Below are 23693 nucleotides of genomic sequence, written 5' to 3'. Positions count from 1 at the left end.
CTCAAACCACACAAACCGGCCGCTACGAAACCCGGGACAGCTCTGACGTTGGGTGGGTTCGCGGGCGTGCGCTGAAAAGCCCCGCCGGTTGGCTTCCGTTCTAGTGGTCGTCGCAACACCCCAGCTCAAGGGTTGCGATGGACTTCGGGATTCGCAAGGTACGCAAGGTTCAGGGGCCCCGGAAGCTCCGGGCTGAGCGGGAGGGATACTTCCGGCGCGTGCGGATGGGGCTGACAAGCAAAGAGGCAAGCCGACGCGTCGGCGTCCATGACCGGACCGGCCGTGAATGGCGACATGGCCGGACCGACCCGAAGCGGCGGCGGGCTCCTGCTCCGGCAGAGCGGGAGCCCGCGCCCTCGGCAACGAGGTACCTGCGTGAGGACGAGCGCATCCACATAGCCGACCGGCTGCGCGAGAAGGCGTCCGTCCGAACGATCGCCGCCGAGCTGGGCCGCAGCCCGTCCACAGTCAGCCGGGAGATACGCCGCAACGGCATGCCCTGGCCCAAGCCCGGCAAGATCGGCCAGAACGCTGAGCTGCGTGACTTCATCCAGGCCCACCTGGCAATGCGGTGGAGCCCGGAACAGATCTGCAACGCTCTTCGCAGAAGGTTCCCCGACCGGCCGGAGATGCACGTGGTCCACGAGACGATCTACCGGGCCCTCTATGTCCAAGGCCGCGGTGAACTCCGGCACGAGCTGGCCAGAGCCCTGCGGACCGGACGGTCCCGGCGCAAGCCGCACCGCCAGAAGGACAGTGCCTCCGCCATCGGCACCCTGGTCGAGCGGGCCACCCGCTACGTCATGCTCGTCCACCTGCCCAAGGGCCGCGGCGCCGAAGATGTCAGCACGGCCTTGCAGACCACCGTCAGGCTCTGCCACGGCACCTGGCCAAGTCACTGACCTGGGACCAGGGCTCCGAGATGGCCGCACACCGCGCCTTCACCGTCGCCACCGATGCCCCGGTCTACTTCTGCGATCCGGCCGGCCCCTGGCAACGAGGCTCGAACGAGAACACGAACGGCCTGCTGCGGCAGTACTTCCCCGAGGGCACCGACCTCTCCTCCCACGGCCCCGACCAACTGGCTGCAGTTGCCGCCGAGCTCAACAGCCGCCCACGCAAAACGCTCGACTGGGAAACCCCAGCCGAGCGCCTGCACAAACTGCTCGCGGCCTGACCAACCGACCACGTGTTGCAACGACCCCTGGAATCCGCCTGCCGGCGGGGCTTTCCTGAAAAACGGGCGTCAGATCATGAGCAGTAGCCGGGTGTGGGGGACGAGCTTGCGGTTGACGCTGGTGCTTTGGACGAAGATGGTGAAGTCGTCGTTGTGGTCCGGCTTGACGCGGACCTCGGTGTCGGGCAGGCCGAGCAGGGTTCGGGCTTGCGGTCCGGTGTAGACGCGGTCTGTCTTCTTCTCGAGCACCGCGATCTGCTTTCGTGCCTGGACCTTCTCCGGCTTGCTGAGCTGGTAGAACGCGCAGCCGGTGCGGTAGGTGTGTCCGCATTCGGTGACCCAGTCCCGGATTCCCGCTTCGCGAGCGACCGGAATCAGCTGGTACTCGGATGGTTTCACCGGGGTGAGGCCGGCTGCTTTTATGGTGTCCTTGTTGACAGCGTCGGCACCGGTGGAGAACACCGCTCGCGACCCGCGGATGCCCTTTGCGCGGCCCACCATAAAGTTTTCGGTTGCCTGCTGAATGACCTGCCCAGCCTCCTCCAGACCCTGTGTGCTCGTGGCGTCCCAGATGGCGATGTTGTCCTTGGGGAAGCCGCACTGCATGGCCTCGCGCTTGCCCATCTGGTCCGGCACCAGGACGGCCAGCGTCCAGTTGTCCGCTTGCGTCTGGGTCAGCTTGGCCACGGCCTGGACCAGTTCCCGCGGATCCGTGGCGGGGGCGTCGGGGCAGCGGTGGCTTGCGTTTTCCTGTCCGTCGGTCAGGACGAACGTCAGGAAGCTGTGGTCGCCGTAGAGTTGAGCCGTCTGCGCCAGCTCGTTCTGCGACTTCAGCGTGGCTGCGAGCAGAGCCGTCATGCCGCCGACCCGGTAGAGCTGTTTGAGGGACGGCATCCGCAGCACGTCTTTGTCGTAGACGACGCACTCCACCTTGTTCGCGAAGACGTACACCGTGACGCGGGTTTCCTGGTCCAGTTCCTTCGACCGGCGGGCCAGATAAGCGATCTGCTGGTCGGCGACTTCAACGACCTTGCCGCTCAGGTGTGACATGGACGAACTGGCATCCAGCACAAGAGCAACGTGATTGATGTAGTTCTGAGTTCCGGACATGAAAAGCTCCCCCTTTTTCCGGCTCGATGCACTGATCGTCTCACCCACCACTGACAATCGATCTTGGTCCGCAGGGGGGAGCAGACGGTAGGCGCCCGGGGCCGGGGTGTGCACCGGATGGATCCGGGCCCGGGGCCGTCGCACGGGCCGCCTGCCTTTCCGGGGCGGGGCGGGGCGGGGCGTTGATGGGGGTGCGCCGGTGTCGAGCACTGTGGGAGAGGCTGATGAGTGGGCTCGGCCGGGTTCAACGGCTTCCCGCTGGTGCAGTGCCTTAGAAGCCATCTCAATTGGTTGTCTCGGTAGGCTGTCGGCTGTGGTGGGAATCGTTGAGCGGCTGGTGCCGGACGAGTTGTGGGAGCTGTTCCAGCGGGTGGCGCCGGAGGCGCCCACGCGGCCTCAGGGCGGTGGTCGGCGAAGGCACGGTGACCGTGAAGTGCTGGCCGCGATCGTGTTCGTGGCGACGTCGGGCTGCACATGGCAGCAACTGCCCGCGGCCTCCTTCGGGCCGTCCGGGGCAACTGCTCACCGCCGGTTCACCGAGTGGACGAAGGCGCGGGTGTGGGCCAAGCTGCTCCGCCTCGTACTCGACGAGCTGGGCTCCCGCGGCGACCTTGACTGGTCCCGTTGCGCGATCGATTCGGTGAACATGCGGGCCCAAAAAGGGGGGAGTTGACGGGTCCGAATCCTGTCGATCGGGGCAAGTACGGCTCAAAGATCCTCCTGGTCACTGAGCGGAGCGGTCTGCCCCTGTCTGTAGGGATTTCCGGTGCCAACGTCCATGACAGCCAGGCTCTGATTCCGCTTGTGAAGGGCATACCTCCAATCCGCTCGCGCCGAGGCCCCCGTCGCCGCAAGCCCGGCAAGCTCCATGCCGACAAGGGCTACGACTACGCTCACCTGCGGCGATGGTTATCCAAGCGGGGAATTGGGCACCGCATCGCCCGCAGGGGAGTCGAGACCTCGCAGCGGTTGGGGCGTCACCGTTGGACCATCGAACGGACCATGTCCTGGCTCGCCGGCTGCCGCCGTCTCCACCGCCGCTACGAGCGCAAAGCCGAGCACTTCCTCGCCTTCACGAGCATCGCCTGCACCCTCATCTGTTACCGGCGGCTCGCCTGCTGATGTGGGCCCGCAGCAGATTCACCGCCAGGTCGTGACCGTAGTGGGCGGCCATGTCCAGGGGGGTGCGACCATCTGGATCCGCGAGCTCCGGGTCAGCGCCGAAGGCGAGCAGCACAGCCGTGATGTGAACGGTCAGTGGCTCACCGCTCTGCAGGGATCCGTCGCCCTCGGCATCGATGGCGTGGGTCAGCAACGTCATGTTGCTGAAGACCTCGTCGGGATCAGCGCCGTCGGCCAGCAACCGGGCCAGGGCCTCCGCATCGTCGTGCTCGACCGCGTGATGGGCGGGTGTCCAGTAGTTACTCACCAAGGCATTCAACCGCCATCGCAACCCGTCTGCCAGCGACTATCTCCGTTGGTAATAACCAATTGAGATGACTTCTTAGACGGTGCCCTATGTGGTGAGGCGGACAAGTCGTCTGTAGCAGCAGAGTGTGGCGGCGAGGCCGAGGAAGGCCAGGTAGTTGCGGGGGTTGGCGTTCGTAGCGGTGGTTGAGCCTGTGGTAGCCGGTCAGCCACGACATGGTCCGCACCGCCCCCAGCAGCCGGACCCGAACCGCGGGCCAGAAGCCGGCCGCTGAGCGCCGGGTGCGATGCCGTGCACCCACCGGGCGCTCAGCGGTAGAGGAAGCCCGTTGGTGCCGTCACGGACGAATGAATGAGCTGCTGCGGCGGCCGGTCAGCTGTACCGGTGGGCCATCCTGACGGCACACATCCTCACGCAGAAGGCCCGCTACCGCTCCCGCTGCACCGGCATCGGGCACCAGGCCAGCCTCCAGTACCTCCAAGCCTTCCAGGGGCAAGACCCGGTGCCGGCCGTCAGCCGGGACCAAGGCCCGCCTGGAGGCCGCCGTGTTCGAGCGACTGGGCGGCACGATCGACTACTGCGCCCACCCCGCCGGCATCGCGCACGTCCGTCCCAGTGCCGACCACCTGGCCGTGGAGGTCGATCCCAAGCTCGGCCCCGAGCACTCGCTGTCGGAGCACTGCCTTCAAGCTCTCCTGCCCACCCAGCACACCGGGCCTGACGAGGACGAAGGTCGGGAGCCGGGAGGCATTGCCGGGGTCAGGCTCCTTGGGATCGACCCGGCCGGTCTCCACCTCGGCCTGGCAGGCACCGACGCCCGCGTCACCCTCACCGGACCGGTTTCCAAGCAGTGGCGGACCATCGTCACCGAACACCGGGCCTCATGCCATGACGACGACCTCGTCCCGCTGTGGGACGCGCCCGCGTTGACCCCGCTCGAATCTGCCTACCTGGCCGCAGACCCCACCTGGTGGGAGGAGCAAGCAGACCACGCGTGGGTCGCCAGCGGCCTGCTCCGCCGCATTGCCCTCTTCCACACGGTGACCAAGCCGTACTCCGTCAAGTACTGGCCGCAGGATCGCCGGCAACCCGGCCAGCGAAGTGATCACCACGTTCGGCCCGAACTGGTTCAGCCGCCGCGAGAACCTCCACCCAGCGTCCCCGCGGTACCGGGCCGCATCGCCTGAGCCCGGGACGGGACCGATGACTGCGGGCTGCGACCGGGAGGAAGCAGCCCACAGTGACGAATCGGGCGGTCTCAGTATCCGTAGATCATCTTGTACGCGACTTCCGGGAGGAACTGACCGGCCACGGAGCCGGCGCCGACTCCGCAGTTGCCGTCGGACTCGCCGGGGGTCTTCAGCCACAGCAGCATCTCGGCTCCGCCGCCTGTCTGGCTGACGGCCCCGGTCCTCCGCCCGGCGGGGTTGCACCACTCGCCGTTGGAATCGTTGCCGTTGCGGCTGGTGTCGATGACGAACGGCTTCGTGTAACCGTAGGACGCCGACAGCGCCGAGTTGATGGCGTTGCCGTAGCTGATGTTCCGGCCGTTGCCGTAGTAGTTCGAGATGTTCGACGAGAAGCCGTGCGCCTGTCGGGCCCCGGCGCCGTCGAGATGCCGGGCCATGGTGCCCGCGTCGATCCAGGCGGGGTTTCCGGCATCCAGGTACGTCCACGTGTTGGGCGCGTGCGCGGAGAACTGCGCCAGGGCGTCTCTGAGCATGGCGTTGCGCTCATCGATCTGCTGCTGGGACAGACAGCTGTAATCACCGAGGGAGTCGGGCTCGATCACCACCAGCGCCGGTCGCCCGCCGATGGCCGAGGCGAAGGCGGAGATCCAGGTGCGGTACGCCGCCGGAGAACCCGCCCCGCCGCCGGAGTGGCCGCCACAGGCGTCGCGGCCGGGGATGTTGTAGGCGATCAGGACGGGAAGCTTGTCGGCGGCGTCCGCGGCTCCCACGTAGGAGCCCACCGCGGCCCCGATGTCACCGCTCCAGGAACCGAACCACCGGGCCATGGGGCGCGAGGCGATGTTGTCCCGGATCGCCGGCGCCCGTCCGTCGCCGGGGTTCGCCGCGACCCATGCGGCCGGAGTCGAGTTCGGGTCCGCGTAGAACCCGCTGGTCATGCCGATCGGATCGGCCAGGACGCCGGCGTCGGCCTGCCCGGTGCCGAGGGGCAGGAGCAGGCACGCGAATGCCGACGTGACGAGCGTGCGCATCATCTTTCGCATGAGTGCAGCCCTCTCTGGGAGCGCTCCCACATCGGCGGTGACTCAGCTGCGAGGGAGACGCGGGGGTGGGGGGAGGATCGAGCGGCGGTCCCCTCGGGGCTTCCTCCGAGAACTGCCGCTGTCAGACGAGACAGTGACAGGGGGGCAGTTCGCTGTCAATGAGTTCGGTGAGGGCCGCGGGATGAGGGGCGGGGCGGTGGCGGGCGTTAATCGGGACGCGTCCCGAGCAGCCGCTGCGTAGGGTCTGCCGGATGACGCTCTGTCATGAGGTGGCCGGAGACGGTCCTGTGCTGGTGCTGTTGCATTCCGGTGTGTGGCCGGCGGATGTGGGATGCCCAGTGGCCGGCCTTGATCGACTGGGCTTGATTCGCTTTGGCGGACATCCGAGATCAGGGGTTCTGCCCCGGGAGGATGTCCATCATGGAGAGCATGGGGAAGAAGAAGCCTCGGCCTCGCCGTTCGTTCACGCCGGAGTTCAAGGCCGAGATCGTTGAGCTGTGCCGACGAGGTGACCGCTCGGTTGGTCAGATCGTGAAGGACTTCGATCTGACGGAGACCGCGGTACGTGACTGGGTCAAGCAGGCCGAGGTCGACGCGGGCGAGCGGGACGGTCTGACCAGCAGTGAACGTGAGGAACTGGCCGCGCTGCGGCGGGAGAACCGCCGGCTGCGCGAGGACGTCGACATCCTCAAGCGGGCCACGGCTTTCTTCGCGAAGGAGACCCGGTGACGGTGCATCCGTTCATCGGGGCGGAGAAACGGCAGGCCACAGCGTCAAACGGACGTGTGAGCTACTGAAGGTCTCCCGAGCCGCCTACTATGCCCGCCGCACCGGCGCCCCCGGTCGCCGCGCGGTCCGCGACAGCGAGCTGACTGAGCAGATCACCGCCGTCCACACGAGGTCGCGTGGAACCTATGGCGCCCCACGCGTCCATGCCGCTCTCAAGCGCGACGGCGCCGGATGCGGCCGCCGCCGTGTCGCACGGTTGATGCGTGCAGCCGGTCTCCAGGGACGGCACCCCAGACGACGGCACCTGACCACCGTCCCCGATCCCCGGGCCGCCACCCGCCCCGATCTCATCGTGCGGGACTTCCAGCCCGACCCCGCCGGGCTGGATGCCCGCTGGTGCGGCGACATCACCTACATCCCGACCGATGAGGGCTGGCTCTACTTGGCCACCGTTATCGACATCGCCTCACGACGCGTGGTCGGCTGGGCGACCGCCGGCCACATGCGCACCGATCTGGTCGCCGATGCCCTCACCCCGCCGCCTGCCGCCACCGCCGCCCGATGCGTCCCGTGATCTTCCACTCGGACCGCGGAAGCCAGTACACGAGCCAGCAATTCGCAGCTCTGGCGGACCAGTTCGGAGTTCGCCTGTCGGTCGGCCGCACCGGGCAGTGCTGGGACAACGCACTCGCCGAATCGTTCTTCGCCACCATCAAACGCGAACTGCTCGACATGACCGCCTGGCCCACCCGGACCGCCGCACGCACCGCGATTTTCGACTTCATCGAGAGCTGGTACAACGTGCACCGCCTGCACAGCAGCCGCGGCTACCTCAGCCCCGCCGACTATGAGACCGCACTCGCAGCCTGACCACCACACCAATGGTGTCCGCCAAAGCGGAACAAGCTCAGCGCCCAGGACACCGGCCTCCGCCGCGATCCGCGTGGCGTACGGTCCGGCGACCGGGTAGATGTGCTCCCATCAGCCGACGGCGACCGCCCCGCCCAGCATCATGGCGATCAGCACGCCCCGTCAGTCCGCGTACACGCTCAGTCCCGCGAGCTGCCCCGCCGGCCAGCCGCTGTTCCCGGTGAATTGGATCCGTACGAACCGCGCCGACGAGCCCACGGCGACCGGGACCGTCACGGTGTTGCCGCTCGCCGGGTTGAAGACGTACGCGGCCGAGGCGCTCAATGGGGACATGATGCCCCCGTCGGCCACCGTCGAGCCGAGGACCGACAGCGTCTGGGTACGGGTCGCCCAGGCGGGGTTCGGGGGCAGCGACAGGACGACGCGCTTCACCGGGCTGACCGAGCCGAGGTCGACCTGGATCCACTGCGGGAAGGCGGCGTTGTTGGCGCTCTCCCAGTAGCTGTTGCTGTCACCGTCGACGGCGTTGCCCGGGGCGTAGTTCTGCGTCTGGCTGCTCGCGCTCGCGGGCCTGCGCAGTGCCAGGTCCCCGGTCGGCGGCGGAGTCGTGCCGCCCGGCGGGGTGGGGCGGACCGGGGTCAGTGCCAGTTCGCCCTTCAGCATCCGCCCACCGTCCCCGGTGAGCCGCAGATAGTAGTCCGACGAGCAGGCCGTACCGTCCTCGTCCAGGGCCCGGATACCCGAACCCACCGGGATCTGCGAGGAGTTCTCGGCGGTCTTCGCGATCTGGTTGCCCTCGTTGAACTCGTCGAACATGGAGATATAGATCCCCGCGACCCTGAGCCGGCACATGTTGTAGAGCTGCCGCCACATGAAATCGCCGTGCGCACGGTGCCCCGACTGGAGATCACCGGGAAGGACACAGGGCTGGTAGTCGATGCCATGGGCGTCGCAATGTGCCTGGTCGGGCGAGTTGACGTTGGTATAGAAGTTGTCGGCGTCCGCGATGGTCCCGATCCGGCCGACCATCCAGGGCGAGAGCATGTCGAAGGCGTGGTACACGTCCAGGTACCCGGCCCGTGAGTCCTCGTTGCCGCTCCGCCAGTGGGTGGGCACCCCGCCCATCACATAACAGCCCTGCGCCTTGAACCAGTTGACGACATCCAGACAGACCGGCGCCGACCAAGCCTTGTTGGGCTCGTTGAAGCCGAAGCCCCAAATACCCACCACCGGCTTGCCGTTCTGCCGGGCATAGGCGGGCGACGCCGTGTACGCCTTCATCTTCTCGAGCCAGTCCGCCTTCATCTCCGGCTGCATATTCGTCCAGCTGGTGGCGTCGTACATGATGTAGAACTTCCGCCCGTGCTTCTCCGCGGCGCTGCGCACCTTCGCCGCCATGGCGTCCCTCGTCGCGCCCTCGCCACCGTTGGGGTTGAAGCGCTGGAGGGCGGCGGTGTCTATGCCGTACTGCTGCATCCACGAGAAGTGGGTGTCGACGGTCTGCTGGTCGTACGAGGAGAACAGCGTGGCCGGCTGACCGCTGCCGAGCGCCGGATAGGCGGTCCGGTAGGTGTGGGTGTAGTCGCGTACGTCGGGCCAGCTCACGATCGCGGTATTGGTCGGGGAGGGCGACTGGCCCCAGTTCTGCGACCAGTGCCACCAGCCGTTGATGGGCGCGCCGTCACCGGAGCAGGCAAACCAGCCCTGGTAGCCGACGGTGATCTTGCCGACGACATCTCCCGGCGGGGAGGCCGCCGCCTGTGCGCTCTGGGCCTGGGCCCCCAGGCCCGCAGCCGCTCCGGCACCTGCCAGTGCGGACGCGATGACGGTCCGTCGGGAAACAGCCATGGGATTCCTCGCAATCGGCTCGGTCCGGTCCGTGTCCCTACGTCCCGGCGCGTGGTGCGAACGCCACTCAACGTAGGGACACGGAAGGTCATGAGCAAGACGAGGAACCGAAATTTTTCGACCAACCGACGTCAGGAGCTGACAGATTGAGCGAAATTTCTCTTCAAGACGGGTACGTAAACCTGCGGGAGTACGGGAGTCGGAGACACAGGAGTCCGTGCAACGGCAGTCGTGGATCAGGCATTTCACCGAGACGGCGGGCACGCTGTATCGATCGAGCGACAGCCGCGGCCGGCCCGAAGCAAGCGCCTCGGCGGGCCAGGCACCGTGATCGTCCGGGCCTCGTCCGGCTACAGCCTCAGATAGTTGTCGCCCTGCAGGGCCGGCAGGCCGATCCTGGGCACGACCTGCTTCGCCTGCACCGGCCCCGGCGCGTCGTCTACCACGTCCACGATGTCCCGGTAGACCGGCGGGAGATCCGCGCTGGTCATACCCTGCCGCCACACGTGCACGGTCTGCACCCCCACGACCTGGCCCCCGCCCACCGGCTCCGCCACCGAGGCCGACGCTCCGTATGGGAGGAGATCATCGGATTCCCTCCAAGGCCGGGCCGGCCCGGCGTCCGGCCGGTGGCCGGCCGCGAGTGACGAAGGAGCAGAGCTGATGGCGGGGAAGCGCAAGACCAACCCGGCGGGGTCGACGAACAATTTCCGCGGCGATGTGCTGCGCTCGGAGCGTTGAAGGTGGCCACGTGACGCTGGGAGGGGGGTTTGTTGGTGTACGGCGAGGCGGCTGGCCTGGTGTGTTGCTGGTTCGCCGAGAGGTGGAATTGGCGGCTCGGGCAGCTGGGTCGGGGTATCTGAGCTGGCGTTATGTGTTCCGTACTGAGAGTGGCTGGGTGTGTTGTAGGTAGTTCTGGCGTGTAAAGGCCCGATTGGTGTTTGTGCTGGTCAGGGTTGTTCTGTCTGTCTGATGGGTGGGGTTAGCGGCTTCGGGTGCGGGTGTGGGGGCGGTGTTGGGTTTCGGCGAGGTGGTCGAGTCGTACCGCGTCGAGGGTGGTTTTGGTGATGCGTTCGGTGCCGTCGCAGATGGCGGTGATGGCGGCTTGGCGGATGAGTCGGGTGAGGGATCCGATGCGGCCCGCGGTGCGCTGGTGGAGGTAGGCGGCGTGGCGGGGGAGGGTGCCGGCTTTGTGGTGGGTGAGGTCGAGGTTGTTCTCGATGTCGGTGATGACGTCGGTGAAGGGGTGGGTCTGACCATGGCGGGCGGGTAGGGGGCCGCAGTCGACGAGGGTGGCCCGTCCAGCGAGTTGGGCGCCGCGGGTGCCGGTGAAGAGGGGTGTGTCGGTGACGTTGATGCCGGCGTAGACGAATGTCGCGGCCAGGCGTTCGGTGAGGTCTTTGATGAGGTCGGCGGTTTGGGCGCCGGTGGTGGTGCGGGGGTTGAGGCGGTGGATCTCGTCGATCATCACCAACTGGACACCAGCCTGGGTGTAGGTGTGGCAGACGGCGTCGGTGATCTGGGTCTGGGTCATGCGCGCGGTTATGGGGATGCCGAGGTAGCGGGCGAACTCGGTGATGAGGGTTTTCGCGGTCGCGCCGGGCGGGACCAGGACATACGCGACGGGTACCGCGGCGTGCGCTGATCCCGGTGGCGGCGGGTTTTTTCGGGTGTGGGCGAGGTGGCAGGTGCGGCCGACGTTCAGGAGGGCGGTGGTTTTCCCTGCGGCGGCGGGTCCGGTGACGATCAGGGAGGGCCGTGCGGTGGTCTGCTGGTGGCGGCCGAGGATCATCAGGGTGCGGACCTGGGTGGCCAGGGCGTGGATGGCGGGGGTGCGGATGGTGACGAACGCGGAGTGGTAGGCCAGGCGTTCCTCCGTACTGCGGGGCGCGTCGCCGGGCCGGGGAGGGACGACGGGGTCGGTGGTCGCGAAACGGTGCCAGCCCTGCCAGGTGGTCAGCGGCCAGGACAGCTCGGCTCCGCCGCTGTCGTCGGCGCCGTCTTGTGTGCTGCCCGCGCTTCTCTGGCTTCGGTTCACCATGTGGCGGCTTCTTCGTGTGCGTTGTAGAGCCCGAATCCGGCAGCCGGGGCGGGGCGGCTGTCGTCGTCGGGCAGGTCATCGAGGTCGTCGATGCTGTCGTCGTCCTGCTGCGCCGGGCTGTCGGCGGGTGCTTCGGTGTCGTGGTCCGAATCGCGGGCTGCGGGGAGCGGGACGTGAGCGGTGCGGGCCAGGAGAGCCTGCTCCGTTTTGGTGGCGTGGCCGCTGTGGACGCGGCGCATGAGCTGGTCGAGGGTGTCGGCGAGGTCGGCTTCGTACTGTTCGGCGTCGCCGTGGTTGCCGTGCAGGGCGAGGGTTCTGATGTGCTGCCAGGTGCGTTCGTCGAACGGCTGGTGGACGTGGCCGCGGTGGATCCACGGAATCTCGGTGAGTTCGCCGTCGGGGAGGCGGACCCAGATCTGGCGCACATCGTGGGGGTTGTAGTGGATCTCCCATTTCCCGCCGCGGCCGGCGATGGGGGAGGGCTGGCCGCGGTGCGGGGCGAGGAGGTCCGCGTCGTAGGTGCGGTGGTGGATACGGATGCCGGAGGCGGTGATGGCCTGCCGGCGCACGGGCAGCAGCTCGAGGTAGTCGCGCCCGGTCAACGGGACGGGCACGTATCCGGCGACGGCGACGAGGACGGCCCACATCTGGTTCGGGGTGAGGGCCTTCTTGGGCATCATCGGGTGGCGCAGGCCTTCGTGGGGCCGGTGGTGGTAGTGCACCAGCCATTCGTCGAGCAGGTCCTGCAGCTGGGCGACGCTGTAGCAGGCGTCCTTCTCGGTGTCGGGGCCGCGGCGGGTGACATCGGATCCGGTGTAGCCGGGCAGGTGCTGGCAGAACAGGTGGTTGATGGTGCCGAAGGTGCGCTCGACGATGCCCTTCGCGGTGGGGGCGTGCGGTGGGGCGGGCTGGACGCTGATGCCGAGGCTCTCGCAGGCGGCGGTGAACGCCCGGGAGACGAAGATTTTGCCCCGGTCGACGACGATCGTCTCGGGCAGGACGACCGGCCGGGCCGCCGCACCGGCCAGGCGCTCGTCCAGGGCTGCCAGCCGCTGGTGAGGCAGTACGCGGGCGCGGTCCATGCGCAGGATGTCCGGCCAGGTCGGGCGAGCGGGGTGCGGACGGCCATCTCCGCGAGCAGCAGGGCCGCGTCGACGGCTTTGGTCGCGCTGGGGCACAGCACGGCGGCGAGGATGGCGCGGGTGGCGACATCGACGGCGATGGTGAGCTCGGGGCGGGCGAGGGTGCCGTCGTCGAAGAGGGCCAGGACATCCAGGCGGGTGGCGTCGATCTGGACCTGCTCGCCCGGCCGCAGCGCGGTGGCGGGGGTGAAAGCCCGCCCCTCGAAGCTCGCGGGCACCTGCCGCACCGGACCACTGGGCAGTTCGCCGGGGCGGGCGAGCGTGGTGACGAGCCGGTACAGCGTGGCCTGGGACGGGGCAGGCACCGCACCGGGGCCGTGCCACTCCTGAAGGATCTGGTTGATCAGCGGGAACAGTCCGTTGATGGTGCCCTTGGAACGCCCGCGCCGGCGGTGCAGCGCCTCACGGACGGCGGCGACGACCCGTTCGTCGGAACGCCCGGTAGGGCTGGAGGCGCGGGTGGTGCGGTGATCGAGGAGCCCCCACAGGCCCTGCTTGCGGTAGGCCAGGCGCATGCGCTGCACCGTGGTACGCGACACCCGTCCGAACCCCAGGGCGGTCAGCTCCTCGGCCTTGGCCTGTTCCCGCTTGGCCAGCGTGTGCCGTGCGGGGTCGTACTGTTCCCGCACCGCCCCTTCGCATCCGGGCCCGCCGCCAAGGCCGCATTCGACTTCTCTCACGTGCCGCTGCCAGGCCAGGGCCTTCTCCCGCGCCGCGGCGGGGGCGGTCTCGAAAAGCCCCCACTGCGGGGCCGCCTGGGGCATCTCGGCCCCGATGATGCTGAAGCCGGGATCGGCGAACAGGTAACCGGCGAGCACGGCCTCGCCACCGCCGTCCGGGCCGACGAGGTGAACGGTCTGCCCGGACAGGGCGACCACCTGCCATTTCGCACCGCGGAAGCGGACCTGCGCGCCGACCTTCACGGCCGGCCGGCCGGGCGTTGCGCCGCGCGGTCACCGGGCACCTCCCGCCGTGCCCGGACTGCTCCAGCCCGGAGAGCCGACCAAGACGCGTTCATGCAATGGTGCATCCAGGTCTGCCGTCACCCGCCCGTGCCACAGGGCGTGGAAGACGGCGGGGAGAATCTCGAGCAGGTCGCCGGCCGCTTCGGCGCCCTCGATCAGCGGCTGCGGCCGCGCGAACGCCTCCACAACCGCGGGCGTCAGGCCGGGGCGGCCGGCGTTGCGGGGGTGGCGGTAGCCGGCCAGCCATTTCAGATTGGCGGCCAGAACGTCGTCGAGCGGGGCAAGGCGCCGGTAGGCCCAGCCGATCTCCTCACACGCCACGCCCACCGCTTCGGCCGCCTTCACCGCGCGTTCGCCGCCGGCCTCCGGGTGACTGGGGCAGTCGGCCAGCAGACCCGTGCCATCGCGGTACCGGGCGAACAGCTGCGGCACCCAGGAACGCACCCGTCCCTGTCCGTCGCGCCACACCAGCCGTACCGGACGCCCCGCGAACCCGGTCACGTCAGGGTCGCGGTCCAGGACCATCAGCTGCGTACGCATCGAGTTCGACCCCGCGGCCACGTGCCGCCCGGTGGTCGCCGACCACCACAGACCCGGCCCCCACCGCCGCCCCGGGATCACCGGGAACACCGACACCGGCGGCAACTCCTCGAACGCCACGGTCATGGCGGCATCCCCCCACCGCTGCTGAACCGACTGCCCCACCGGATCGAGGAACACCGCCTCGAACCCGCTCCCACGATCCACGGCAACTCGTCCTGCCCGGCCCCCGGACCGGGCCGCTCCTGTGCTGATCACCCGCGTCAGCCAAGCCGCTCCCACCCCGGTGCGCCGCCGTTTTCAGGATTCCTGCCACAAACGAGTGCCGTATCAGCTAACAGCCGACGCACCCGTCGGCCTGTGGCTCTCAGCCGTTGTCTTCTTGCTGGCCCGCGGTCAGCATGCTCCTGAGCGTTTCGATGGGCGTGTCCGCCCATTGGGCGACCTCCTCCAAAGGCACCCCGGCGTTCGCGGCGGCCAGAGCGGTCCGCTTCCAGGCGTTCTCGATCAGGACCGCGCTGTGGCGGAGGTTGCCCAGAAGCTGCCGAGTAACGTCGGCGGTGGGCCCGGTCTGCACCCCGCACAGTTGGTGGAGTTGCTCCTCGGCACTCTCGATCGCACGGGCGATCAGCATTCGCTGTTCTGCGGGCACCGACGCCCGCCACATCGTCCCCGAGCCCGGCGCCCGTTTCTCCTTGCCGAGCACCCGCAACTGCCCGGCCATCGTCACCGGCTGATGTTCCCGGCGCATCCACCACGGATCATCCGCGTACCCGGCCGGGCCGCCGACTGTGCGGCGCCTACGGATGACGCTGCCCATCCACGCGATCAGCGGACCGCCGTGATCCGTCGCCGCCAATGGCCCCAGCCACGTGCGCCCCACCCGCTCCCCGAGCCGGCGGCAGAACAGCCCGTCGGCGGGCAGCGCCCGCGGCCGCCCCGCACCACTGTCCACCCACACCAGCTCACCCATGCCCGGATCCAACAACGCATCGGCCACCGCTACCACCTCGGGAAAGACGACCGCGTCCCGCCCCACGACCCGCCACCACTCCAGATCACCCCCGGCATCACCGCCCGCCACCTGATGCAGCCGCCGCGGCCAGGCCGTCTCCCGCTCCCAGTGCAGGGCCTGGTCCCACCACCGGGCCACCACCGCATACGCCAGCGCGAAGACCCGCTCCGGCTCGGCCCCGGCCCGCACCGCCCGCCGCGCCACCCCGACCCACCGCCGCTGCGCCGCGGCCATCTCCGGCAGATGCCGCACGTCCAGGTACTCGTGGGGCTGGTCGGCGTCCGCGTCCAGGAGCCACCGCCCGTGCCGGACACATACCCGGGACCAGAGCGGTACGTACCGCACCACCCGCACGACCGTCCCCGTACGCCGCGCCGTGCACAGACGACAGACGAACGCCACCGGCCCGGAGACCGCGCCGCTGATCCGCCACGCCGCCGTCGGCACTTCGCTCTCTTCGGCGGGCAGCTTGGCGTCCTCCTCCGCCCAGGACGGCAACGCCCGCGCCAGCACGTCCTCCTCCACGCCGCACAGGCCTGCCAGGAGCTGCCGCCCGGCCGCGTTAATCAGCACCTCGGCGTCAGCCCGCGCGCCTCCGCCTTCGTGCCCAGGCGGGTCGTTGCGCCACTTCCAGCACGCCCGCAACACCTTCACTTCCATGCCGTAGCGGCTGGCGATGCGGCAGATCAGCGACGAGGTCGTCTCCCCCAGCAGGGGAGCGGTCCGCAGGAGGCCGGGGATACGGATCACCCCACCATGGTCTCGTGTTCACCGATCCGGGCGGGGGTTGTGGCAACGGATGCTTAATGAAGCGCGCCTGCACACCGGATTCTCGCCTCGCAGACCGACTACAGATGGGTGCCCTCACTGACGACGGTGCCGGACGCCGTCCGCCGCGGGCCTGTTTTCCCGGGCCCCAGACCTTTGGCTCAGATGGAAGGGGGTCAGATCAGACGGTGCGGATTGGCACCCGGAACCCTGCCAGCAGGTGCGCCAGCGCGTCGACCTCTGCTTGAGGCAGGGCGATGGCGGCCAGGCGGCGGGTGCGGGTGACGGCGACGTACCAGACACGCAGGACCTCGTCGGTGGCCGGGTCTGCGGTGGCCCAGCGCTGGACGCTTCCGGCATCGGGCAGCAACAGCAGGACGCCGTCTGCTTCATCGCCCTTGAGCTGGTGGACGATGTTGGTCCGGATACCGGTGGCCACCTGGAGGCGCGACACGGTGGGTTTTCCGGCGGGGCGGCCCTTGCCACCTTGCGGAGCAGCCCCAGGCAGAGCGGGCCAGGCCTTCATGGCCTGCCAGACCTTCGGCCCCCATTCCGGGTGGGGCGCAGGCAGGCTGTGCAGGAAGGCGAACGCTGTGCGGTTGACCTGTCCGGCCGAGAGACGGTGGCTGGCCATGATGCGGTCGGGGCCGCCGGTCTCGCCCGGGTACCAGTAGCCGAACAGGACGCGCACGGCGACCGCGCAGGCCCGGGCGAGGTCATCGCCGCTGGCGCTCGGGGTGTGGGTGACGGTGCGGGCCCAGGCCAGGCTGGTGATTGCTTTGGTGTTGGGTTTCTCCCGGGTGATGCCCGGCAAGGTGGCGTACTTGTAGGCGGTCACCAGGCAGTCCTTGGCCGGGACGGCGCACTCCTCGGCCAGCGTGCGGAAGACGTCGGCGATGCCAGCACCGGTCGGGGCGTGCAGGTGCCGGCCGCCGGAGTCGGCGAACCGGGTGGGCAGCAGGAGGACGGGGATGTCGTTGTCGCGCACCACGGAGGTGTCCGGCGGGCGCTGCCCCGTGCGCAGGGTGGAGGCGAGCCGGCAGATGACCGGGGAGCTGCGCCAGTTGCCGGTCAGGCGGTGCGGGGCGGGGGAGAGCTGAGCGGCGAAGGACTGGAGAGCCTGGGGTTCGGCGCCGCGCCAGGCGTAGATGGCCTGGTCCGGGTCGCCGACGAGAACCAGCGGCAGGCCGGCGTCGTGCAGCAGCTGAAGGATCGCCAGGTCGGCGGCGGAGCAGTCCTGTGCCTCATCGACGACGACTTCCGCGAACCGGGAGAGCAGCGGGGGCAACAGAGCGGCGGCGGTCTTGGCGTGGCGCAGGTTCCACAGGGCCAGGACCCGCGCCTCGTGGCCGGTCAAATAGCCTTCGTCACACCACGCCTTGCGGGTTTCGAAGATCTTCTTCTCCCACTGCGCGCGGCTGTAGGAGCTGTCCTTGATGAGCTGGCGGGTGTCGTAGTCGAGCTTGTCCCAGGCAACAGCCTCGCGCGCCTCGCTGTAGGAGGGATCTACCGTCATGGGGAAGCGGTGCAGGTTGATCTCCCGGTCCGTGCCCTCCACCGGGGCCTTAATGCTCGCCCAGGATTCCAGCAGGCAGGGCGCCGGCTGGGCCGCCCGCCGCGGCTTGACCAGGAACTCCCACAGGAACGAGTCGAGCGTGCCGATGAAGTGCGGCGCCTGGACCAGATCGGCGCGGCCCGCCGAGCGGCAGCGCAGGGCCATCTGATTCCGCGCCACCCGCGTGAACGAGATCAGTGCCCGCCCCTTCCGCAGCCGCCGCCGGGGCGACTGCAGATGCCGGTTGGTGATCACATGCGTCTTGCCCGCACCCGGGCAGGCGGCCACGTAGGCAGGCGCGGCCACGGCCATGGCGGCCTGCTGCTGCTTCTCGGCGTCGGCCCGCACCGTGTCTGTCTGCTGAGGCATTGTCATGGCGCGCCCACTGCAGGCGTGCTCGTGTCCTGGACGGTGATGAAACGGATGGCACCCGCCAGGTAGTCAGGCACCGTGAACGGCACCACCCGGTCGGCCAGCACGTCGGCGAGTTCCTGCGCGAACCGGCCCTTGGAGAGCTCGGTGCCCTTCAGGATTTCTCCGTCCGTGCCGGTGACGGTCCGGCTGGTCTTCGGGACGAACAGCTCCCCGAACGCCAGGGCGGGATCCGTCGCCTCTACGACCTGCTCCCAACGTTCCTGCGAGTGCGGCGCGCAGCGCAGGAACGCCGCCCGCAAGGCGGTGATGTTGTTCTCCGACCACAAGGCCGGCTCCAGCGTCCTCGGCGCCGCGGCCAAGTGCAGCTCGCCAGGAGAATGCCAGCCGCGCGGCAGCTTCCGCAGCGACTGCAGCCGTGGTGGTTCCGGCTGATCGGGCGCCACGTCCGTGTCGGTGATCAAGGCAACCCGCCGGCCCAGACAGATGCCGTCCACGGGCGCCAGCAGCACCCGCAGATAGACCTCGAACCCGACTCCGTCCACGATCACCCGGGTGGTGCCGAAGAACCGTTCCACCGCCTCGAACGCCTCCCGCTTCGCTGGCACATCGGCGCCCTCGTCTGAGGCGAGGACCCGCTCGGCCAGAGCCGGCAGCAGCAGAAGCTCGGAAATACCCTCCACGAGGATCGCCCGCGACGCGAACAGCAGAGCACTCTTCGTGGCATCGAGATAGCGGTCCAGATGCCGCACCCGGTCCGGGCTCAACTGCAGCCGGGGAATGGGCAAAGGCCGCGCCTGCCAGCCGTCCGACAACTCACCCGGGCAGCGCGCCATGACCACCAGGTCCCGAACGCTCGCCGCGGCCGACAGGATGGGGGAGTGGGTGGTGACCACCACCTGCAGATGCCCGGCCGGCTCAGCCGGATCCCCCGACGGTTGCCGGCGCGAGGCGCGCGCCCGCCGCTGCAGGTAACGCAGCAGCAGGGTCTGCAGTTGCGGATGCAGGTGCGCCTCGGGCTCTTCGACCAGCAGCACGGTCAGATCCGCCTCCGCCGCCGCGTCCAGCTCGGCCATCACCGTGGCGATGAACAGGGTGTTGGCGTAACCCAGCCCCGAGGCCGACAACGGGAACGGCTCGGCGGAGACATCACCCAGCAACATGCGCAGCGACCGGGCGATCGACGCGAATGTCGGCTCGGCCAGGGACATTTCACTCGCCTGGGGATGCGCACCGACCGTCAGATCCCGCAGCAACTCGTTGATCTTCTCGCTGACCTTGACCACGTCCGGGTCCGCAGCCACCTTCTTCAGCTCCGTGCCGATCCGCTCCACGAAGGCATCGACCTGCTCGTCATCGCCCAGCAGCCCGCGAAGGATCATCCGCACCCGATCCCCGCCCGCCGAGGCCAGCTCCCGCTCGGCATCGCGCAGCGCTGGCAGATAGACATGCCGCACACCGCCCCGCGCCGGAGGATCCCCCGTGACCGGAAGGCCCGCGCCCTGCGCCCAGACCGTGCTTCCACGCCGCCCGCCCGTTTGCGGCGGCGTCCAGCACACCTGCCACCGGGCGGTACGGCTGTCAGGAGCCCCCTGGGGCAGCAGCGCCTCCAGATACGCGCCGCTTTCCCGCGGGCCGATGCCGGCCACGTCCAGCTGCAGGCTGGGGCCGCCCTGCGCGGTCGCGGTGGTGAGGACATCGGACTCCTCGAAATACCGTACGCGCCGCCCGTCCAGGGGGTCCGTGAGCAGCCTGAGCGCATCGATCACGGACGACTTGCCCGCGTTGTTCTCCCCGACCAACACCGTCACTTCCGGCCGCAGCGGAATCTGTACCCGCTCGCACGACCGGAACCGCTCCACCAGCACCTCGGCCACGTACACCGCTCGCCCCCACCATGACTTGTCACCTAGTGCAACAGAGATCAGATAATCGTAGGCCGGTACGACGTGGTCTATCCGCTTTTTCAACAGCTCTCGTGGAGACGGCGGAGGTGGTCAGAGGGCGGGCCGCGTTGCGGCCGCCTGGCTGGCCAGGCGGTGGTCACGTCCAGTCCATGCCCAGTTTCGCGAGTGCGGCGAGCTGGTCGGTGTCCAGCCGGCCCTTTCTCGATTTTGTGTTGGAGATCCATACGCCCAGCTTCACGACCACCGGCTCTGCCTCGCCGTCGACCGCGATCTCCTCCCCATGGGACCGTGGGACCGGCCGGTGGGCGCCTTCCCGTTCCACCCATTGCGCGAGGGCCGCCAGACCTCGCTGGAACGCCTGCTGCGCCTTGCTCGGGCCCTTCGTCGCGGACGTCGCCGCCGGGGCGGGAGGCGGGGCCGCAGCGGCCTTGATGCCCAGCGCGGTCAGCCGCTCCCGCTGTTCGGCGGAGAGTTGCGTCCAAGCGCTCGCTTCTCTTTGACGCGTGAGCCATCGTCCGAGGTCGTCGCCCTCGAAGAGCACGCCGGGCTGGATGTCTGGCAGCACGCCGTCGGCGTCGACGAGGTCGGAGAGAACGCGGTAGTGCCGCTGCCAGTCGAGCGGCCACCCGCAGTTCCAGTCCGGATCGATCGCGGCCAGCTGCTGCGCGCGTTCCGCCGCTCGCTCGGGGTCCTTGCCGAGACCGCCTTTGCGGCGGAGGTTGGCCAGGTGCTGCCCGATGGGCACCATCGCCTCACCTTCGCCCCACACGGCGTCCTGCCGGGGTGCGAGGTGTCCGGTAGCCCGCCGGTAGGAGCGCAGGGCGGCGAGTTTGTTCTCCCAGGCTTCGTCGCCGGGCTCCCAGACCATGCCGGCGTCGTCGAGGAGTTCCTTGCGGTGGGGGTCAAGTTCGCCGGCGCGCTGCGCGCGTCGCTGCTGGTGGACCCACCGGCCGACGGGGTAGTTCTTCGTGTCCCCGAAGGCGACTTCGGCGTCATAGGGGACGGCGTGCAGACCGGTGATCTCGTTCTCGGCCCGCCAGCGGATCATCGCCTGGTGGCCTTCCAGCCAGACCAGGGACTCGGGCCGGATGACACGGCAGCGGGTCAGGGCGGCGACGTCGGCCGCGTCCCGGGGCCCGGCGAAGTTGACCACGATCGAGGTGACCCGGTCGACCTCCTGCTGCGCCTCGTCGGGTTCCTCGGCGTCGTCACCGTCCTGTACTCCCTGCGCTGTCCGGTTTGGGGGGCTGACATGGAGGCGCCGGCGTTCCTCACCGCGGGTCAGAGCGAGGGAGGCCAGCTGTTCGACCATGTGCTCGGAGTGCGAGCGCAGGGCCTGGAGGATGTCGACCAGGGGCTGGTAGCTGGCGGAGGCGACCATGTCCCTGGGGTCTTCGCCGGGGTGGAGAAAGACGGGGATGATGATCCTCGCGGTCTTTGTACTGCCGTCCGGGTTGGGGCGCAGGGCTCGTCCGATGTTCTGGACGACGTCGACCTGGGAACTGCGTGAGCCGACGATACAGACGGCTTCGACCCCGCGCAGCCCTCTGATGTCGACTCCGACTCCGAGGGCGCGTACGGAGGCGAGGAATGCCCGGTGGACCCGCCGGTTGGCGACGTCGATGCCGTTCGCGAACCGGTGGATCACGCCGCGCCGGTGGGCGAGGGGATGGTCCCCGCAGAGCCAGTCCGCCCACACCCGGTCCGGCGGGACATGGCGGCCGGCTTCCAGTTCATACAGCTCGGCGTCGATGGAGGAGACGGGCAGGTTCTCGGCTTTGGTCAGAGCCGCGGCGGAGGCTTCGGCCCTGTAGAGCTCGGCGGCGGCACGCGGCATCTGCTCGGCGAACGCCTCCGCTTCTTCGACCCGCTGGTGGAACGTCATGACGGTGTGGAGGTTCATCTGTGCCGCGTGTTCCAGCAGGGCGGCCTGGAGCAGGGCGAGGCGGCGGCCGCGCATGGCGTCCTCGGACAGCCCGAGGATCGGGTCGGGGTCGCGGATCTCCAGGACGTCGATCTCGAAGCCGGCGAGGATCGTCCGCTCGATCGCCTCGGCGAGCCCGAGGCCAAAAATCCTGCGGCCGTAGGTGGCTGAGTCGGCCTCCATGGAGGCGATCACCAGTTCCTGGCCGTCCCGGCCGCGCTGCGGTTTCAGGGAGGCGAGGATCCTCGGGGTGGCGGTGATGTAGAGGCGGAAGTCGACGGGGATCCGCTGGTTGTCGTGGATCGCGGCCCAGGGCCGGCCCATGTCCCCGGCGGTCATGTGCGCCTCGTCCAGGATGGCGAGGTCGAAGCCGCTCATCTTCTGCCCGAACAGGTTCCTCCCGCCCGCCAGAGCCGCTTCCAGGGGCCCACGGACCTTCCCCAGCCCGGTGACATCGGTCGGGTCTTCACGGTCCACCAGGGAGGCGTAGGTGGCCAGGACGACGACCGGCCCTTCCCCGGCCCACAGGGCGAGCTGGATCGGGTTGGTGGTGGCACGTACCCCGAGTTCGTTCAGCACCGGATCGTTGTCCACCCTGCACACCGCGACCATCGGCGCACGATGCCCGACCAGCCGCCACGCCTGCGCGGTCTGCACGATCAGGTCCAGCGTGGGCACCAGGACCAGGCACCGGCCGTCCGGGAAGTACTCCAGGGCGCACGCTGCGGTGGTGATCGTCTTCCCGGACCCGGTCGCCGACACCCCCGTGGCACGCGCCCCCTCCGGCGGCACAAAAGATCTTGTAGGGAATCCAACCCAGTCACGGAATGCATACTTCTGGTCGACCTGGTGTTCTTTGAGCGGAATCGCTGACATTTACCTGCCTCCCTGAGCGCTGAATTCGTGTGGTGTTTCAGAGGGCCGCGTGCGGAATGCAGGCCGCGCCCGTGTCGTTCCAGATCGACGCATCCGCCTTGTGCCAGCCGCCGGGCTTTCCGTCCTTGAAGGGCAGCTTGTTGTCCGGGTCGTAGTGACCGGCATCGAGCGTGCAGACGACGTAATCCCCGTCGCTATTCACCGTTCGAGCGGTGCACAGACCGCCGGCCTCGCCCAGCGCCTCCAGCGCCCGGCGGCGTTGCGTGGTGTGCGGGTGCGTACGCGGCAGGACGGTCTCCCTGACGAACTTCTCCAGCCGCACCAGGTCCGTCCGCTCACGCTGCCTCACGTCCGCGAGGTGTACGGCCAGTTCAGCGGCCCCGGCTGACCGGCCGCCACGCCGGGACCAGTCCCGGTCCGCGATGCCCACCAGGGCCTCGCTCACGGCCGTCACGCCCTCGTCCCAGCCGTCCGCGAACAGCTCACCCCGAGAGGCCGGCGCCATGCCGTCCAGCTCGACTACCTCGCTCTGCGCCCCGGCGACCGCTCCGGCCTCCAGCGCGGCCACTAGGTCGTCCGCCTCGCTCGCGGGCACGCCCTGCGCCTCCAGGAGCGTGAACAGCCTCAACCGGGCGTTGGTGCCCGCCGCCTGATACTGGCTCACCCGGTACACAGAATCGCTGCTCAGCGCGCGATCGGGTCCGGTAGATTCGTGGTGACCGGTCATCTGCGGTCGTTCCTCTCGGAATTCCGGGGAGTTCCCGGGTGGTTGAGGGGTGTCCCGTGTTTCCGCCAACGGTACATGCTGCATCAATCTGATGCACGCGGTACACTGGAACCCACACGAACGAGCGACCCCCACCCCTCACAACCAGCCCGGCCCGCGCCAGCGAGCCCCAAGGTTCTGGAGGCGCAGCCGGAAGGACCGTCAGGCGGGGGAGCGCAGCGGACCCGCCCAGGAGTGCGAAGCACTCCCCAACTCCCGCACCGAAAACCCGGCTAGCCTCAACTGGCGCACCGTCAACCACAACCACAACCGCGCATCGCGCGGCCTGCCAGGCCGCGCAGCGGCCGGCCCCACCAGTCACCGGAGCGCAGCGCAGGGGACCGCCCTCGCATCGCGAGGGCCAGCGGGAGCGCAGCGACCGCCCCGCTTGCACATCGCGCAGCGATGTGGTACCCGCTCCGCGGG

18 protein-coding genes and 2 pseudogenes are annotated in these 23693 nt (G+C 69.1%); 6 read left to right on the top strand and 14 right to left on the bottom strand.

The annotated features are described in order from the left end of the window. Window positions 1-137: 137 nt before the first annotated feature. A pseudogene (locus ACZ6MZ_RS16025) lies at window positions 138-1177 on the top strand (IS30 family transposase). Between the two features lie 69 nt (window positions 1178-1246). On the opposite strand, the gene ACZ6MZ_RS16020 reads toward ACZ6MZ_RS16025, so the two are convergent. After that, a complete protein-coding gene (locus ACZ6MZ_RS16020; RefSeq protein WP_384180437.1) occupies window positions 1247-2287 on the bottom strand; it encodes a vWA domain-containing protein in 1041 nt (346 codons plus the stop codon). Between the two features lie 322 nt (window positions 2288-2609). Here ACZ6MZ_RS16020 and ACZ6MZ_RS16015 point away from each other — a divergent pair. Continuing rightward, window positions 2610-3409 (top strand): IS5 family transposase gene (locus tag ACZ6MZ_RS16015; protein ID WP_469352920.1). Its coding sequence is split into 2 segments (ribosomal slippage): window positions 2610-2958 and window positions 2958-3409, totalling 801 coding nucleotides; the frame shifts between segments, so codons are not numbered across the junction. On the opposite strand, the gene ACZ6MZ_RS16010 is transcribed toward ACZ6MZ_RS16015, so the two are convergent. Both ACZ6MZ_RS16010 and ACZ6MZ_RS16005 read right to left on the bottom strand, forming a co-directional pair. After that, the gene (locus ACZ6MZ_RS16010; protein WP_383914197.1) at window positions 3381-3716 is read right to left on the bottom strand and encodes an ankyrin repeat domain-containing protein; all 336 of its coding nucleotides are present in this window, start codon (window positions 3714-3716) and stop codon (window positions 3381-3383) included. The two genes, ACZ6MZ_RS16015 and ACZ6MZ_RS16010, sit on opposite strands and share 29 nt — an antisense overlap. An 87-nt stretch (window positions 3717-3803) precedes the next feature. Continuing rightward, window positions 3804-3945, bottom strand: a pseudogene (locus tag ACZ6MZ_RS16005) (IS5/IS1182 family transposase); the annotation flags it as partial. A 316-nt stretch (window positions 3946-4261) separates the two neighbouring features. On the opposite strand from ACZ6MZ_RS16005, the gene ACZ6MZ_RS16000 reads away from it, so the two are divergent. Then, entirely contained in the window at window positions 4262-4903 is a 642-nt protein-coding gene (locus ACZ6MZ_RS16000) for a hypothetical protein (protein ID WP_469352395.1), read from the top strand. Between the two features lie 71 nt (window positions 4904-4974). On the opposite strand, the gene ACZ6MZ_RS15995 is transcribed toward ACZ6MZ_RS16000, so the two are convergent. Beyond that, window positions 4975-5949, bottom strand: coding sequence for a glycoside hydrolase family 6 protein (locus tag ACZ6MZ_RS15995; RefSeq protein WP_469352393.1), 975 nt, complete (start codon window positions 5947-5949; stop codon window positions 4975-4977). Window positions 5950-6369: 420 nt separating this feature from the next. Between ACZ6MZ_RS15995 and ACZ6MZ_RS15990 the strand changes: the two genes are divergently transcribed. Genes ACZ6MZ_RS15990 through ACZ6MZ_RS15980 form a run of 3 tightly spaced genes read left to right on the top strand, consistent with a single transcriptional unit; the run spans window position 6370 to window position 7548 of the window. Next, the gene (locus tag ACZ6MZ_RS15990; protein WP_469352392.1) at window positions 6370-6678 is read left to right on the top strand and encodes a transposase; all 309 of its coding nucleotides are present in this window, start codon (window positions 6370-6372) and stop codon (window positions 6676-6678) included. Beyond that, window positions 6572-7252: an IS3 family transposase gene (locus tag ACZ6MZ_RS15985; RefSeq protein WP_469352390.1), complete on the top strand. Its 681-nt coding sequence runs from the start codon at window positions 6572-6574 to the stop codon at window positions 7250-7252. Before ACZ6MZ_RS15990 ends, ACZ6MZ_RS15985 begins: the two co-directional genes overlap by 107 nt. After that, a complete protein-coding gene (locus tag ACZ6MZ_RS15980; RefSeq protein ID WP_469352389.1) occupies window positions 7249-7548 on the top strand; it encodes an integrase core domain-containing protein in 300 nt (99 codons plus the stop codon). Before ACZ6MZ_RS15985 ends, ACZ6MZ_RS15980 begins: the two co-directional genes overlap by 4 nt. A gap of 162 nt (window positions 7549-7710) precedes the next feature. Here the strand turns inward: ACZ6MZ_RS15980 and ACZ6MZ_RS15975 are convergent, their stop codons facing one another. The 10 genes from ACZ6MZ_RS15975 to ACZ6MZ_RS15930 all read right to left on the bottom strand — a co-directional run bounded on the left by ACZ6MZ_RS15975 (window position 7711) and on the right by ACZ6MZ_RS15930 (window position 23165). Continuing rightward, entirely contained in the window at window positions 7711-9396 is a 1686-nt protein-coding gene (locus ACZ6MZ_RS15975; RefSeq protein WP_469352387.1) for a glycoside hydrolase family 99 protein, read from the bottom strand. Between the two features lie 350 nt (window positions 9397-9746). Next, the gene (locus ACZ6MZ_RS15970; RefSeq protein WP_469352386.1) at window positions 9747-9953 is read right to left on the bottom strand and encodes a hypothetical protein; all 207 of its coding nucleotides are present in this window, start codon (window positions 9951-9953) and stop codon (window positions 9747-9749) included. A 425-nt stretch (window positions 9954-10378) separates the two neighbouring features. Then, complete coding sequence (locus tag ACZ6MZ_RS15965) at window positions 10379-11356, bottom strand: TniB family NTP-binding protein (protein ID WP_469352919.1); 978 nt, start codon at window positions 11354-11356, stop codon at window positions 10379-10381. Window positions 11357-11430: 74 nt separating this feature from the next. Further along, window positions 11431-12519 carry a transposase gene (locus ACZ6MZ_RS15960; protein WP_469352384.1) on the bottom strand — a complete coding sequence of 363 codons (1089 nt, stop codon included), beginning with the start codon at window positions 12517-12519 and terminating at the stop codon, window positions 11431-11433. A 1013-nt stretch (window positions 12520-13532) separates the two neighbouring features. Continuing rightward, window positions 13533-14264 carry a TnsA-like heteromeric transposase endonuclease subunit gene (locus tag ACZ6MZ_RS15955; protein ID WP_469352382.1) on the bottom strand — a complete coding sequence of 244 codons (732 nt, stop codon included), beginning with the start codon at window positions 14262-14264 and terminating at the stop codon, window positions 13533-13535. 187 nt (window positions 14265-14451) lie between these two features. Beyond that, a complete protein-coding gene (locus ACZ6MZ_RS15950) occupies window positions 14452-15849 on the bottom strand; it encodes a TniQ family protein (RefSeq protein WP_469352380.1) in 1398 nt (465 codons plus the stop codon). Between the two features lie 199 nt (window positions 15850-16048). Further along, entirely contained in the window at window positions 16049-17791 is a 1743-nt protein-coding gene (locus tag ACZ6MZ_RS15945; RefSeq protein WP_469352378.1) for a UvrD-helicase domain-containing protein, read from the bottom strand. A gap of 2 nt (window positions 17792-17793) precedes the next feature. After that, entirely contained in the window at window positions 17794-19671 is a 1878-nt protein-coding gene (locus ACZ6MZ_RS15940; protein ID WP_469352376.1) for an ATP-dependent nuclease, read from the bottom strand. Window positions 19672-19837: 166 nt separating this feature from the next. Next, window positions 19838-22501, bottom strand: a complete 2664-nt coding sequence (locus ACZ6MZ_RS15935) for a helicase associated domain-containing protein (RefSeq protein WP_469352374.1) — start codon at window positions 22499-22501, stop codon at window positions 19838-19840. 37 nt (window positions 22502-22538) lie between these two features. Further along, window positions 22539-23165 (bottom strand): hypothetical protein, encoded by a 627-nt coding sequence (locus ACZ6MZ_RS15930; RefSeq protein WP_469352373.1) that lies wholly within the window; start codon window positions 23163-23165, stop codon window positions 22539-22541. Between the last annotated feature and the right edge of the window lie 528 nt (window positions 23166-23693).

The organism is Streptomyces sp. NPDC042201 (assembly GCF_055582185.1).
This window is presented reverse-complemented; position numbering and strand designations above follow the sequence as displayed.

Bases quoted from the DNA above. Each gene is read 5' to 3' on its own strand.
- ACZ6MZ_RS15975 (WP_469352387.1), bottom strand. From the start codon at position 9,396: ATGGCTGTTTCCCGACGGACCGTCATCGCGTCCGCACTGGCAGGTGCC.
- ACZ6MZ_RS15935 (WP_469352374.1), bottom strand. From the start codon at position 22,501: ATGTCAGCGATTCCGCTCAAAGAACACCAGGTCGACCAGAAGTATGCA.
- ACZ6MZ_RS15990 (WP_469352392.1), top strand. From the start codon at position 6,370: ATGGAGAGCATGGGGAAGAAGAAGCCTCGGCCTCGCCGTTCGTTCACG.
- ACZ6MZ_RS15960 (WP_469352384.1), bottom strand. From the start codon at position 12,519: ATGGACCGCGCCCGCGTACTGCCTCACCAGCGGCTGGCAGCCCTGGAC.
- ACZ6MZ_RS15945 (WP_469352378.1), bottom strand. From the start codon at position 17,791: ATGCCTCAGCAGACAGACACGGTGCGGGCCGACGCCGAGAAGCAGCAG.
- ACZ6MZ_RS16020 (WP_384180437.1), bottom strand. From the start codon at position 2,287: ATGTCCGGAACTCAGAACTACATCAATCACGTTGCTCTTGTGCTGGAT.
- ACZ6MZ_RS15995 (WP_469352393.1), bottom strand. From the start codon at position 5,949: ATGCGAAAGATGATGCGCACGCTCGTCACGTCGGCATTCGCGTGCCTG.